Below are 14666 nucleotides of genomic sequence, written 5' to 3' on the forward strand. Positions count from 1 at the left end.
ATGGACCTGAATATCAATTTCAACGATCTCGACCTCGAGAATGTCGGCAACTGGCCACCGCTGGTAAAAGGCATCTCTATCCTGATTCTCTGTATTCTGACCCTCGGTGCGGGCTACTACTTCGATACCCAGCATCAGTGGCAGGAGCTCGAGCGCGTTCGTGCCAAGGAGAGCGTGCTCAAAAAAGACTTCGAGACCAAACAGGCCAAAGCGGCCAACCTCGATGCCTACAAGCAGCAGATGCAGGAAATGAAGGAATCCTTCGGCACGATGCTCCGTCAGTTGCCGAGTAAAACGGAAGTCCCCGATCTGCTCGTGGACATTACCCAGACCGGGCTTGCCACCGGTCTCGAATTCGAACTGTTCCAGCCCCGCGCGGAAGCTCCGAAAGAGTTTTACGCCGAACTGCCGATCTCACTGCGGGTGACGGGTGGTTATCACAAGTTTGGTGAATTTGTCAGCGGTATCGCAGCCTTGCCTCGCATCGTCACGCTTCACGACATCTCCATCTCGGGCTCCGACCAGTCCCTGGTGATGAATGCGACTGCCAAGACTTACCGTTACCTTGATGAAGACGAGGCCAAGTAGTGGTGCAGGTCATGCGAATTGGACAAACGTGGTTACGGATCCTGGGGACAGTTGCCCTCGGTACGCTTTTCGCACTAACCGGCTGTATGGGGTCGGACGGAGGGCACGCCGACCTGCAGCAATTCGTCAACGAGGTGAAGGCGCGCAAGGGAAGCCGGATCGCCCCGATGCCGGAATTTCAGATGTACGAGGGTTTCGAGTACTCCGCTTTCGACAGGCGCGAGCCCTTTACCCTGGCCGGTATGGATGCTGAACGAGTACCCGTCTCCAATAACGGTATCAGTCCCAATCAGGACAGGCATAAAGAGCCGCTTGAGCAGTTTCCGCTCGATACGCTCAACTTTGCGGGTCATCTCGAAAAGAAGGAGCAGAAATGGGCCATCCTGACGGCCCCGGATGGCCTGGTGCATCGCGTTCAGGTCGGTAACCATCTCGGCCAGAACTACGGTCGAATCACCAATGTGACCGAGACCCGTATCGAGCTGGTCGAAATCGTACCGGACGGTATTGGTGGCTGGATAGAGCGTGAGGCAGCCCTTGCCCTTGACTCAGAAGAATAACTTTGCACGGAGAGAGGCGGTCCCAATGATTCTCCATCGATTTCTTTTTGATGCGGCACGGCTACCGGCTTTGGTCGCCGCTATTTTGCTGATATCCGTCGGTGAAAACGCGCTGGCAGCGACACGGGCGCTGGAAGATGTCAGCTATTCCGAGCTTCCGGGGGATCGGGTCGAATTGCGGCTACAGATGTCGGGACCGGCCCCCGAGCCGGGCAGCTTCACCATCGATGATCCGGCGCGTATTGCAATCGATCTTCCGGAAACGGAAGTGGCGCTTGCCAAGCGGTTCATGGATATCGATGCCGCGCCGGCGCGGAGTGTCCGCGCGGTGGCAGCCAACGGGCGCACGCGGGTCGTGGTTGCCCTGAGCCACATGGTGCCCTACGAGCTGGAGCGCGATGGGAACAGTATCCTTCTGACTATCGGCGGCAAGACCGCAAAGACGGCGGCCACGGGCATTCCGGATAGCGATAAAATCGATGCCGGCCGAGTGCGCGACCTCAAAGAGATTGACTTCCGCCGGGGCGAAGAGGGTCAGGGGAAAATCATTGTTACGCTGGACCCGGGCACCTCCGTTGATATGAAGGAGCGCAGCGGCGATGTCGTCATAGATTTCCTTAACAGCGACCTGCCCGAAGAGCTGGAGCGTCGCCTGAACGTCACCGATTTCGCCACGCCGGTAAATACCATCGACACCTATCGCACGGGCGATGGCGTTCGGATGAAGGTCGACGCCAGGTCCCCGTTTGAACACCTGGCCTATCAGACCGGCGACACCTACGTCCTCGAAGTGATGCCGGTCGAAGAGAAGGAATCCACGGGCACGGCGGATCTCGGAGCGGATGGCTACACGGGAGAGCGGCTGTCGCTCAACTTCCAGGACATCGAAGTCAGGGCCGTACTTCAGCTCATCGCCGACTTCACCGGGCTCAATATCGTCGCTTCCGACACGGTCCAGGGACAGATTACCCTGCGCCTGAAGAATGTCCCCTGGGACCAGGCCCTGGACATTATTCTCAAGAGCAAGGGCCTGGGGATGCGCCAGAGCGGCAATGTCGTGCTGATCGCACCGAACGAGGAGTTGGCTGCACGCGAGAAGCAGGAGCTCGAGGCCAACCGGCAGAAGGAAGATCTGGCGCCGCTGCGTACCGAATACTTCGAGGTCAATTATGCCAAGGCATCTGAAATTGCCAGCCTCTTGAAGTCGGGGGAGAGCTCCATCCTCTCGGAGCGCGCCAACGTTTCGGTGGATGTGCGCACCAACACGCTGATGGTGTCGGAGACGGCCGAAAATCTGGAGGATGTGGCGCGCCTTGTGGAAAGACTCGACGTCGCCATTCGCCAGGTACTGATCGAGTCCCGCATCGTTATCGCCAATGACGACTTCAGCAAGGACCTCGGTGTCCGTTTCGGTGTCAGCGGTTATGAAGTGGATGGCGACACGGTGGGGCTTACGTCGGGGACTGTCGAGGGAACCCAGACGATTTGGGACGAATCCAGCGCAGGTGAAATCGTATTTGGTTCCCCGGAGGATCGACTGAATGTCGATCTGTCGGCGCCCGGAGCTGCCGGTCAGCTCGCCGTGGCTTTCCTTTCCGGTGACTACTTGGTGGACCTTGAACTCTCCGCCCTGCAGACGGAAGGAAAAGGTGAAGTGATCTCCAATCCGCGGGTGGTGACCTCCAACCAGAAGGAGGCCACCATCAAGCAGGGCGTGGAGATCCCCTATCAGGAGGCGAGTGCCAGTGGAGCCACCTCCACTTCATTCAAAGAAGCGGTTCTCGCATTGAGTGTGACGCCTCAGATTACACCGGATGATCGTATAGTCATGGACTTGGCGGTCAGCAAGGATAGCCAAGGGCAATCTGTCGGCGGCATTCCCACCATTAACACCCGCGAGGTCGAGACCCAGGTACTCGTCAACAACGGCGATACGGTCGTCCTCGGCGGTATCTACGAGCAGACCACGCTCAATGATGTCGAAAAAGTCCCCTTCTTCGGTGACCTGCCGCTGCTCGGACGCCTGTTCAAGCGCACCAGCACAGTGGACAGCAAGGCCGAACTGCTCATCTTCGTTACACCGAAGATCCTCAAGGAGGGTCTTTCCGGCAGTTTCGAATAGTACAAAAAAAGGATAGTATGCCGGTAGTTAGGAAGCTGCCGTTGGGGAAAAGGGTAATAACAATGAATAGTGGACTGGTTCGTCTGTTTCTGGCTGTTGTGTTTGCTTCGCTGGTGGCTTGCGGGGGTGGTGACGGCGGGGCTGTCTTCGGCTCGGGCGAACAAGAAGACAGCGTAACCGATGAAATCACGGGGGACGACGACAAAACCGACCTCTCGGACGGTGAAGATTCCTCCTCCTCATCCGGTCGAATTGACTCTGTCGCGGTGGCACCCGGCGCCGGCTCAATCGTGGCGGATGGTACAAGCGCTACCACCATCCGTGCTCGGATACTGGATACCGGCGGCATTCCAATTTACGGCCTTACCGTAAACTTCACGACTACGGCAGGAACTCTTTCGGCCTCATCAACGACCACAGACACTGATGGCTATGCAGAGGTGACACTGGTTTCTTCTACCAATACGGGTACTGCGAAAGTCATTGCCGACGCCGGTGGCTTCACCGGTGACACAGAAGTTTCCTTCGAACCGGGCGCCCCGGATGAAATTCTACTTTCAGTCAGCCCTACTATTCTTGCCCCCTGGGGAGATCTTTCCATCTCGGCTGCTGTCAACGACGCCCACGACAATCGGATTAGCAACACCAGGGTTTCGTTACTGCTCTACGACCCGGCTGATCCGGATACCGTCATCAATAGCCTTGAAGAGGAAACAGGCGATGATGGTGTCCTGAATACGACACTGAATGTATTGGGTAGCACTGGTGATCGTGTACTCGAGGTGAGTGTGATCAACGAGGTGCAAAACACGCAATCGGTGACGGTCACTGACACCGCGGCGATCATCGGCGATGTAACCCTGATCTCCGGTGATGATTCGATCGTGGCCGACGGAGATAAAACAACCCTGCTTCGTGCTACGGTCGTCGACCACAATGGCAATGGCATTTCTGGTGCTACTGTGCAGTTTTCCACATCAGCTGGAACACTAGTTGACTTAAATAATAACGGTGCAAATTCGGCAACGACTGATTCAAATGGAATAGCCGAGCTGTACTTGCAGGCACCGGTAGATGCGGGGAATGCTACAGTTTCCGCCGCGTATGGTGGGTTCAACCCTGCGGTGCAAGTGGCGTTTGTCCCCGGCGAACCGGATCCGTCGAACTCGTCTCTTATAGCTTCGCCCAATACGATTCCGGCAGATGGCACTACTGTCACGACTGTTACGGCGGTGTTAGCCGATTCCCAAGGTAATTTGGTGGCCAACGGAACCAGTGTCACGCTGTCGGCAAGCGCTGGCGAGATTACGACAACTAATCCCACAACCACCACCTCGGGACGGGCCGTTTTTGAACTGCAGGCGCCCGAGTCGACGACCTTGATCAACCTTTCCATCGCTGAGTACGCGGGGATAACCGGTACTGTTTCTGCCGGTACGACCTCCACCGGAGAGCCCGCTAATATCGAAGTTTCCGCAGAAAGCCAAGAGATTTATGTCGCTGGCGTCGGAGAGGTAGCAGGCACAACGATGACAGTCGTTGTGACCGATAGTGCAGGTAATCGAATTGCCGATGCCGATGATGGAGTGAATAATCTTCGTATCGGCTTTGTTACTCATCCCAATGGGGGGGAGTATCTAATCGGGCGCAACGCTGACGATATGGTCACGACCACATCGAATTCGACTCCGATATCGGTTCGCACGGAAGGCGGAGAAGCTGCGTTCGGGTTGCAGTCCGGAACCTTGCCCGGGACTGTCGAAATTCAAATCGAGGCATTGGATTCCAGCGGCAGTGCCCTTTCTCCTGGTGTGATTGCCCTCGTTCCGCAGATCTCCATTGCTTCTGGTCCAGCTCATACGATCGCCATGACCTGGCCGATCCGGGATGCTGTTGAAGATTTGGGTGGGATCTATAAACGAATTGGCCGAGCGACAGTAACTGATCGCTACGGCAATCCCGTCCCGGATGGGACTACCATCAATCTGGGTGTCGTCGACAGTGTCATTGTCGAAGGCAATGGTGGTGAAGTCCGAACAGCAAACACGACGACACCCAATCAACTCTACGATGTTTCACCGCAACTGACCGATGGCACATCGGTCGGGTTCGATACGGCTTCTATTACTCGTAACGATACCGACCGGTTTGTGCAGGCGGGTGACAGGGCGCTCCTTCTGAACGCGCGAGCAGAAGACAAGAGCCGCCATGTACGTAGCATCAGCAATACACTGACCGATGTTCAGAGTGACTACCTCAATGCTAACCAAACCAACCTGGATTACATCATTGGTGCGGCCCTTCTGGGTGGAGAAATCAAGGGAGTCAATGCACAAACTGGCGACGAGACTCGCGGCACCGCCACAACGGTCGATGGGACGATTACGTATTACCTTCTATACCCAGCGGACGCGAACACGATATTGACCGGTTGTGGCCTCGCGGTAGCTGATGATCGGAACCCTCCTGACAATTCCGGTGATGTCTATGTGCTCGCCGCTTCCCGTGACAACAGCGCGACCACAATCTCCACCGGTGGGTGCTTTTCCGCAATTGCTCCAGTGGAACTCACAGCGACACCGACGACAATAAGCGTCTTCGGTGCTGGTGATTACCAAATCGGACTTGAGCTTACTGATAATTCAACAGACGGCCAAGGCGTTGCGCTACCGGGAATGCCCATTGCTGCGGTGGTGAGTTCGGTCGAAAGGGGTGAAGGCCAGTGTAGTGACCTCATCCAGGAGAGCCGCAAGGACTGCGAGGGTGAAGGTGAAGTTTGGCAGGACAACGACTTCGCCGTGACGGCCACGGGCTGTAATACCCGTACCGATGGCTCCGGCGCATGTGCCGGAACACTCTCCGTGAGTGGAACGGTTTTTAATAAAGGGGACACGGCAGAAGTCCAATTCTGGAGCGGAACCAGTAACTCGGTAACCGTGACCGTTAACTACGTCGAGTAGCTGTGGTTTTCGAATGAGCCAGGACACGGCCTTTGATAGAGGCAACCTGTTCCTTGTCGGCCCCATGGGGGCCGGCAAGACCACGATTGGTCGTCAGCTGGCCGAGGTCCTGGGGAAATCCTTCAAGGACAGCGATCACGAGATCGTGCGTCGTACCGGCGCACGGATCCCGTTGATCTTCGAGATTGAAGGAGAAGAGGGCTTTCGCCGGCGAGAGCAGGACGTGATCGATGCACTGAGCGCCGAGAAGAATCTGGTGCTGGCCACCGGCGGCGGTGCGGTCCTGAAGCCGGAGAACCGGGCGCATCTGTCCGGGCGCGGGACGGTCTTTTACCTGTTCGGATCGATTGATCAGTTGCTGCGCCGGACCCGCCGCGATCGCAACCGGCCGCTTCTGCAGACCGATAACCCCCGCGCCAAGCTGGAGGCATTGATGGCCGAACGAGACCCCCTCTACCGGGAGGTAGCCGACGCCGTGATCTATACCGACGAACGCTCGGTCCGCAGCGTGGTGAAAGAGATCGTCGCCCGTTACCGGCACATGGAAAAGGAGCGCCAGGCGAAGTAGGCCGCCGGATATCGATAACCACGGGGCGCACGGGGAACGAATCCCTGTTTCCTGAAGATTTCATTTTTTGTGCGTCGTTCGACCATTCAAAAACATGAAGCAGTGATTTCGTTAATAGCCGCTCGCTCCCACTTCCCCTCCCCCATTGCCACTCCCCACTCCCCACTCCCCACTCCCCACTCCCCACTCCCCACTCCCCACTCCCCACTCCCCACTCCCCACTCCCTACTCTGATCCGGTACAATCAAAGCCCCTGATGTCGAAACCATTCCCATGAAGACCCTGCATGTCGATCTGGGGGAGCGCAGCTACCCCATCTATATCGGTACCGATCTCCTTGGCCGCCCCGAGCTGGTGTCTCCTCATGTGCGTGGCAGCCAGGTGATGGTGGTAACCAACGAGACCGTCGGGCCGCTCTACCTGGAAAAGACGCTTCAGGCCTTCGCCGCATTCGAGACCGGGCATGTGGTGCTGCCCGACGGCGAACAGTACAAGACCCTTGAGACGTGGAACCGGATCTTCGATGCCCTGCTGGAGCGCCGTTTCGACCGTCGCTGCACGCTGGTGGCGCTCGGCGGGGGTGTGGTGGGCGACATCACCGGCTTTGCCGCGGCCTGTTACCAGCGCGGGGTCGATTTCATCCAGATCCCGACCACCCTGCTGTCACAGGTGGACTCCTCGGTGGGCGGCAAGACCGGCGTCAACCACCCGCTCGGCAAGAACATGATCGGTGCCTTCCATCAGCCCCGCTGCGTACTGGCCGATACCGCCACGCTCCAGACGCTGGATAGCCGGCAGCTGGCAGCCGGTATCGCCGAGGTGATCAAATACGGGCTGATCAACGACCCGGAATTCCTCGCCTGGCTCGAAGAGCACATGGCAGCCCTGACCGGACGGGATCCGCAGGCCCTGGCCTTTGCCATCGAGCGCTCCTGTGCCGACAAGGCGGTGGTCGTGGCAAAGGATGAACGGGAGGCGGGCAGTCGCGCCCTTCTGAATCTGGGCCACACCTTCGGCCATGCCATCGAGACCGGCATGGGCTACGGGCGCTGGCTGCACGGTGAAGCGGTTGCCACGGGAATGGTGCTCGCTGCCGAGCTCTCGGAGAGACTGGGCTGGATCGGCTCTGCGGATGTGGAGAGGGCCCGCGCGCTGATCGCGCGCGCCGGGTTGCCGGTACAGGCTCCCGCGGAACTGAGCGCCGATCGATTCCTGGAGTTGATGGCAGTGGATAAAAAGGTGATCGGGGGCAAACTGCGGCTGGTCCTGATGGAGGGGCTCGGTCAATCCGTGGTCACCGACCGCTTCGATCCCGCCGATATCCGTGCTGTTATCGAGGCGCACCACGCGCGGGCCGCATGACCGACACGCTTGCCCCCTATGCCGCCAGTGACGAGCGCTCCCGGGGGCGCCGCATCCCGGAGTCGCCGCCCCAGTACCGGACGGAATTCCAGCGCGATCGGGATCGCATCATTCACTCCTCGGCCTTTCGCCGCCTGGAGTACAAGACCCAGGTCTTTATCAACCACGAAGGCGACATGTTTCGGACCCGCCTGACCCACTCCATCGAGGTGGCGCAGATCGGCCGTACCGTCGCCCGCGCTCTGGGGCTCAATGAGGCACTGGTCGAGTCGGTCAGCCTCGCTCACGATGTGGGTCATACGCCGTTCGGCCATGCCGGACAGGACACCCTCAACGAGTGCATGACCGGGTACGGCGGCTTTGAGCACAACCTGCAGTCGCTGCGGGTGGTGGACGAACTGGAAGAGCGTTACGCCGAGTTCAATGGACTCAATCTTACCTTCGAAACCCGCGAGGGGATCCTCAAGCACTGTCCGAAGAGCCGGGCTAAAGCACTCGGTGAGGTGGGTGAACGCTTCCTGACTGGCGGCCAGCCGAGCCTTGAGGCGCAAATCGCCAATGTGGCCGACGGTATCGCCTATAACAACCACGACGTTGATGACGGACTGCGGGCGGGTCTGATTAGCGTGGAGCAGCTGTGCGAGACGACCTTCTTCCGTGAAGAGTACGAGGCGGTGATCGCCGCCTACCCGGATCTGCCCGGCAGACGTCTGGTGTACGAAATCGTGCGGCGGATGATCGGTCGCCAGGTAGTGGACCTGGTGGAGAGCAGCAAGCTCAGACTGAGCCGGGCCAACCCTGCCGATATCGACGCCGTTCGTGGCGAGAGCCAGCCGCTTATCCGTTTCAGTGACGGCATGCACCAGCGGCATCAGGAGCTGAAGCGCTTTCTGTATCACAACCTGTATCGCCACTATCGGGTGCACCGCATGATGGTCAAGGCGCAGCGGGTGATGCGCGAGCTGTTTGCCGCATTCCTGGAGGATGTCCGCCTGCTGCCGCCCCCCTATCAGGCCGTCGTAAGCCGCCTCGAGATCGAACAGGGCCTCCCCGGCCGCGCCCGGGTGGTCGCCGATTACATCGCCGGCATGACCGACCGCTTCGCCCTCGCCGAGCACCGTAAACTGTTCAGTCCCCCGGAACTGACCTGAATACGTGTTCCAAATTGGTGTCCCTGCATGTAGGAGCGACGGAAGTCGCGAGACGCCGAATCGCGGCTTCCGCCGCTCCTACAGGTATCTCGGTATGTCACCAACGGAGCGTGTTGGACGCTATTTCCCGCATGGACCACCAGGCCCTCGGTTCCTGGACAGCGGGCGGGCCCTGGCGGCATACTGCGCCATTCTCCCGCCGATAACCGGGTCTACCGGATAAGGCTGTGGCCTTTGGCGCGTCAGCCATCCCGAGGTGCTCGGGTGCAGCGGGCGCGAAATCCAGGTTGAAAGCGGCTAGGCACCTAGTTTCCAGGTTTCCATGCGTATTTATCTGCAGACACCGGTTTCCGACGAGCGCCCGCCGCGCTATTACCACCTGTTTCTCCAGGAGGATCTGCTGGAAGGCTGGACGCTGATGAGAGAGTGGGGATTCCAGGGTTCGCCCGGGCGCATCAAACGCGACCACTTCGTCTCCTATGACAGTGCCGAGGATGCATTGTTGAAGCACCGCGACAATCAGCTCGGTCGAGGCTACCGGGTCATGTTCCAGCAGGGCGAACAGCCCAAGTGACGAGGTTGTCGTGTGGCGGCTGTGCGGGGTCCGCTTTGCGGTGCATACGCCAGCGGCCGGGACACCCACCCACAAAAGCGCTACCTTCTGAATTTATCGCCGGGGACGCCAGTAGGCATTCACCCATTTGAAGAGTTTCATGGCCGGCAGTATACTGCTTGGCCATTTTGCCTACGCTACACGGCATCCCTCGGAGCCATGCAAAGAACAACGCCGGAAACGATCGTGAACCAGGCAGCCAATAGCTCGAAGGGGCTCTATCGCCCCTCATTCGAAAGAGACAACTGCGGCTTCGGCCTGATTGCCCACATGGATGGTGACGCCAGTCATTGGCTGGTGAACACCGCCATCGATGCCCTCTCGCGCATGACGCACCGTGGTGCGGTTGCGGCGGACGGCAAATCGGGTGATGGCTGCGGCCTTCTGCTGAAAAAGCCCGATGGCTTTCTGCGCGCCGTTGCGGCCGATTCCGGCTTCCGGTTGGCGGCCGACTATGCCGTCGGCATGGTATTCCTGAGCCGCGACACAGTGCAGCGTGATGCCGCCAGGGCGCGGATCGACGCTGCCCTGCAGGCGCAGGAGCTCGCCGTCGCCGGCTGGCGTGTGGTACCGGTCGATCCGGAGGCCTGCGGGCCCGAGGCGCTGGAGTCGCTGCCCGATATCGAGCAGGTGTTCGTCAATGCCCCCGAAGGCATGGACGGGGAAACCTTCGAGCGGCGGCTGTTCATCGCCCGCCGTCAGGCCGAAAAGGCGGTAGGTGCGGAGGATGAGGCCTTTTACATTCCCAGCCTCTCCTCGCAGGTGCTCTCCTACAAGGGTCTGGTGATGCCGGCCTACCTGCCGGTGTTCTACAAGGACCTGAACGATGAGCGCATGGCCTCGACCATCTGTGTCTTCCACCAGCGCTTCTCGACCAACACCCTGCCTGAATGGCGTCTGGCACAGCCGTTCCGCCATCTGGCTCACAACGGCGAGATCAATACCGTGCAGGGCAACCGCAACTGGTCGGTGGCCCGTGCAGCGAAATTCGAGACGCCGCTGATCCCGGACATGGAGGCGGTGCGCCCGCTGGTCTCCATGGACGGGTCCGACTCCAACAGTCTCGACAATATGCTCGAGGCGCTCCTTGCCGGCGGGATGGACATCTTCCGTGCCATGCGCCTGCTGGTGCCGCCCGCCTGGCAGAACATCGAGCACATGGATGCCGATCTGCGCGCCTTCTACGAATACAACTCCATGCACATGGAGGCCTGGGACGGCCCGGCCGGTATCGTGCTCACCGACGGCCGCTACGCCGCCTGCACACTGGACCGCAACGGCCTGCGCCCGGCGCGCTGGGTGATCACCAGGACGGACAAGGCGGGCGATCCCGCGTCCGGCGATTACACCGGCTGTGTGATTACACTGGCCTCCGAGATCGGCGTGTTCGATTACGAGCCGGCCGATGTGCTGGCCAAGGGGCGCCTGAAGCCGGGTCAGATGCTTGCCGCCGATACCGACACGGGCAGGCTGCTGCTGCCCACCGACGTGGATGGCATGCTCAAGTCGCGCCAGCCCTACAAGCAGTGGATGCGCGAGCATGTCCGTCGTCTGGAGTCGAAGCTGGACAAGCAGGCCGATGGCGTGGCCGACCTGGATGAGGATCGGGTCAAGATCTATCAGAAGATGTTCCAGGTGACCTTCGAGGAGCGTGAGGCGGTACTGCGCCCGCTGGCGGAGGCCGGCCAGGAGCCGGTCGGTTCCATGGGTGACGATACCCCCATGCCGGTGCTCTCCACCCGGGTGCGCTCGCTATACGACTATTTCCGCCAGCAGTTTGCCCAGGTCACCAACCCGCCTATCGATCCGCTCCGCGAGCAGATTGTGATGTCACTGGAGACTTGTCTGGGCCGCGAGAAGAACATGTTCGAGGAGACCCCGGAGCATGCCGGGCGTCTGTTGGTGGATTCGCCGATCCTCTCCCGCGCCAAGTTCCAGAAGCTGCTGGCCACCGATGGCGGTGAATACCGGCACGAAATCATCGATCTGAACTATAGCGAGGGCCTCGATCTCAAGTCGGCCATCGAGGCGGTCACCGATAAGGCCCTCCAGGCCGTCGAGAATGGCAAGACCGTTCTCGTGCTCACCGACCGACCCATCGAGAAAGGCAAGTCGACCATCCACGCTCTGCTCGCCACCGGCGCCGTCCACCACCGGCTGACGGCCGAGGGACGGCGGTGTGATGCCAACATCGTGGTCGAAACCGGTACTGCACGCGACTCGCACCACAGCGCGGTACTGATCGGCTATGGTGCCACTTGCGTCTATCCCTATCTCGCCTTCGAGACGCTGCACGAAATGGTCCGTACCGAAGAGCTCAAAGGGATGGATCCGGTCAAGCTCTCCGAGGCCTACCGCAAGGGCATCAACAAGGGCCTCTACAAGATCATCTCGAAGATGGGTATCTCCACCATCGCCAGCTATCGCGGTGCGCAGCTGTTCGAGTCGGTGGGCCTCTCGGATGAGGTGGTGGATCTCTGCTTCAAGGGCACCACCAACCGCATTCAGGGGACCAACTTCGCCGATTTGGAAGCCGATCAGCAGTTGTTGGCCAAGGAAGCGTGGAACCCCCGCAAGACCATTCAGCATGGCGGGCTGCTCAAGTACTGGCACGATGGCGAGTATCACGCCTACAACCCGGATGTGATCCAGACGCTGCACAAGGCCGTGCGCTCCGGCGACTACGCCGACTATCAGATCTACGCCGATCTGGTGAACAAGCGTCCGATTGCCTGCATGCGGGACATGTTCCGGTTACGCGACGACATTGAGCCGATTGCGCTGGACGAGGTAGAGCCCGTCTCCGAGATCGTGCGCCGCTTCGACTCCGCGGCGATGTCGCTGGGGGCCCTGTCACCCGAAGCCCACGAGACCCTGGCGCGGGCCATGAATCGTCTCGGCGGCCGCTCCAACTCCGGCGAAGGTGGTGAGGACCCGGTCCGTTTCGGCACCGACAAGGTTTCCAAGATCAAGCAGATCGCCTCCGGCCGCTTCGGTGTCACCCCGCACTACCTGGTCAATGCCGAGGTCTTGCAGATCAAGGTGGCTCAGGGCGCCAAGCCGGGCGAGGGCGGCCAGTTGCCGGGTCACAAGGTGAACGAGCTGATCGCGCGCCTGCGTTACTCGAATCCCGGGGTGGCGCTGATTTCGCCGCCGCCGCACCACGACATCTACTCCATCGAGGATCTGGCGCAGCTGATCTTCGATCTCAAACAGGTCAATCCGGACGCCATGGTCTCGGTGAAGCTGGTGGCGGAGGCTGGCGTTGGCACCATCGCCGCCGGTGTCGCCAAGGCCTATGCCGATCTCATCACCATCTCCGGTTATGATGGCGGTACCGGCGCCAGTCCGCTCACCTCGGTCAAGTACGCCGGTTCCCCCTGGGAGCTGGGCCTGTCGGAGACCCACCAGATCCTGCGTGCCAACAATCTGCGCGACAAGGTCCGGGTGCAGACCGATGGCGGCCTGAAGACCGGCCTGGATGTGATCAAGGCGGCCATACTCGGTGCCGAATCGTTCGGCTTTGGTACCGGGCCGATGGTGGCCATCGGCTGCAAGTACCTGCGCATCTGTCATCTCAACAACTGCGCCACCGGTATTGCAACCCAGGACAAGACCCTGCGCGAGCAGCACTACGTCGGTGAAGTGGAAATGGTCACCAACTATTTCGGCTTCATTGCCGAAGAGGTGCGCCAGCTGCTGGCCCGGCTGGGTTGCCGTACGCTCACCGACCTCATCGGCCGTACCGACCTGCTGGAGATACTGGAGGGTGTGACGCCCAGGCAAAAACGGCTGGACCTCCGTCCGGTACTGTCCGATGGCGGCGTTTCCACCGACCAGCCGCGTTACTGTGTGGCGCCCAGGAACGAACCGTTCGACCGTGCCGAGCTGGCCGAGCAGATGGTAAAGGACGCGTTGCCCGCCATCGAGGGCAGGACGGGCGGCGAGTTCAGCTATCGCGTCAAGAACGTCAACCGTTCAATCGGTGCCCGCCTCTCGGGCGAGATCGCCCGGCGCCACGGCAACCAGGGCATGGCGGAGAGCCCCCTGGTCCTGCGACTGACCGGCACCGCCGGGCAGTCTTTCGGGGTGTGGAACGCCGGTGGCCTGCACATGCATCTCGAGGGCGACGCCAACGACTACGTAGGCAAGGGTATGACCGGCGGGAAACTGGTGATCCATCCGCCAAAAGGCAGCCGCTTCCAGTCCAATGAGACCACCATCATCGGCAACACGTGTCTCTATGGTGCAACCGGCGGCAAGTTGCTTGCGGCCGGTCTGGCCGGTGAACGGTTCGCCGTTCGCAACTCCGGGGCGCATACTGTCGTCGAAGGGATAGGCGATCACGGCTGCGAGTACATGACCGGTGGTGTGGTCACCGTTCTCGGTGACACCGGCGTCAACTTCGGTGCCGGCATGACCGGCGGCTTCGCTTTCGTACTGGATCGGGATAACAGCTTCGTGGACCGCTACAACCACGAACTGATCGATATCCATCGCATCGGCAGCGAGGAGATGGAAGGCCCCCGGGAGTTTCTCCAGTCGCAGATCGAGGAGTTCGTGGCGGAAACCGGTAGCGCCTGGGGCAGAGAGATCCTGGAGAACTTCTCCGATTACGTGGAAAAGTTCTGGCTGGTCAAACCCAAGGCCTCCGAAATCGCCACCCTGCTGGACACCCTCGAGCGGGCGGCCTAACAGCTTTATCCACAGAGGACGCAGAGGGCACAGAGAGTTTTTTCCAA

9 protein-coding genes are annotated in these 14666 nt (G+C 60.1%); all 9 read left to right on the forward strand.

The window, feature by feature from the left end:
• Positions 1-588, forward strand: a complete 588-nt coding sequence (gene pilO, locus BLP65_RS14465) for a type IV pilus inner membrane component PilO (protein WP_092998645.1) — start codon at positions 1-3, stop codon at positions 586-588.
• A gap of 11 nt (positions 589-599) precedes the next feature.
• Positions 600-1148, forward strand: a complete 549-nt coding sequence (locus BLP65_RS14470; protein WP_139181523.1) for a pilus assembly protein PilP — start codon at positions 600-602, stop codon at positions 1146-1148.
• Between the two features lie 25 nt (positions 1149-1173).
• On the forward strand, positions 1174-3270 hold the full coding sequence (gene pilQ / locus BLP65_RS14475; RefSeq protein ID WP_092998649.1) for a type IV pilus secretin PilQ: 2097 nt from the start codon (positions 1174-1176) through the stop codon (positions 3268-3270).
• A gap of 62 nt (positions 3271-3332) precedes the next feature.
• A complete protein-coding gene (locus tag BLP65_RS14480; protein WP_175452599.1) occupies positions 3333-6230 on the forward strand; it encodes an Ig-like domain-containing protein in 2898 nt (965 codons plus the stop codon).
• Positions 6231-6243: 13 nt separating this feature from the next.
• On the forward strand, positions 6244-6798 hold the full coding sequence (aroK, locus tag BLP65_RS14485) for a shikimate kinase AroK (protein ID WP_092998653.1): 555 nt from the start codon (positions 6244-6246) through the stop codon (positions 6796-6798).
• Between the two features lie 273 nt (positions 6799-7071).
• A complete protein-coding gene (aroB, locus tag BLP65_RS14490) occupies positions 7072-8160 on the forward strand; it encodes a 3-dehydroquinate synthase (protein WP_092998655.1) in 1089 nt (362 codons plus the stop codon).
• Positions 8157-9311 carry a deoxyguanosinetriphosphate triphosphohydrolase gene (locus tag BLP65_RS14495; protein WP_092998657.1) on the forward strand — a complete coding sequence of 385 codons (1155 nt, stop codon included), beginning with the start codon at positions 8157-8159 and terminating at the stop codon, positions 9309-9311. Before aroB ends, BLP65_RS14495 begins: the two co-directional genes overlap by 4 nt.
• A gap of 322 nt (positions 9312-9633) precedes the next feature.
• Positions 9634-9885, forward strand: a complete 252-nt coding sequence (locus BLP65_RS14500; protein ID WP_092998659.1) for a WGR domain-containing protein — start codon at positions 9634-9636, stop codon at positions 9883-9885.
• A 198-nt stretch (positions 9886-10083) separates the two neighbouring features.
• Positions 10084-14619, forward strand: a complete 4536-nt coding sequence (gene gltB / locus BLP65_RS14505) for a glutamate synthase large subunit (RefSeq protein ID WP_092998661.1) — start codon at positions 10084-10086, stop codon at positions 14617-14619.
• The last annotated feature ends 47 nt before the right edge of the window (positions 14620-14666 follow it).

This window comes from Thiohalomonas denitrificans, from assembly GCF_900102855.1.
Classification (GTDB): Bacteria; Pseudomonadota; Gammaproteobacteria; order Thiohalomonadales; family Thiohalomonadaceae; genus Thiohalomonas; species Thiohalomonas denitrificans.

Coding starts and splice junctions, on each gene's coding strand:
- pilO (WP_092998645.1), top strand. CDS start 1: ATGGACCTGAATATCAATTTCAACGATCTCGACCTCGAGAATGTCGGC.
- BLP65_RS14470 (WP_139181523.1), top strand. CDS start 600: ATGCGAATTGGACAAACGTGGTTACGGATCCTGGGGACAGTTGCCCTC.
- pilQ (WP_092998649.1), top strand. CDS start 1,174: ATGATTCTCCATCGATTTCTTTTTGATGCGGCACGGCTACCGGCTTTG.
- BLP65_RS14480 (WP_175452599.1), top strand. CDS start 3,333: ATGAATAGTGGACTGGTTCGTCTGTTTCTGGCTGTTGTGTTTGCTTCG.
- aroK (WP_092998653.1), top strand. CDS start 6,244: ATGAGCCAGGACACGGCCTTTGATAGAGGCAACCTGTTCCTTGTCGGC.
- aroB (WP_092998655.1), top strand. CDS start 7,072: ATGAAGACCCTGCATGTCGATCTGGGGGAGCGCAGCTACCCCATCTAT.
- BLP65_RS14495 (WP_092998657.1), top strand. CDS start 8,157: ATGACCGACACGCTTGCCCCCTATGCCGCCAGTGACGAGCGCTCCCGG.
- BLP65_RS14500 (WP_092998659.1), top strand. CDS start 9,634: ATGCGTATTTATCTGCAGACACCGGTTTCCGACGAGCGCCCGCCGCGC.
- gltB (WP_092998661.1), top strand. CDS start 10,084: ATGCAAAGAACAACGCCGGAAACGATCGTGAACCAGGCAGCCAATAGC.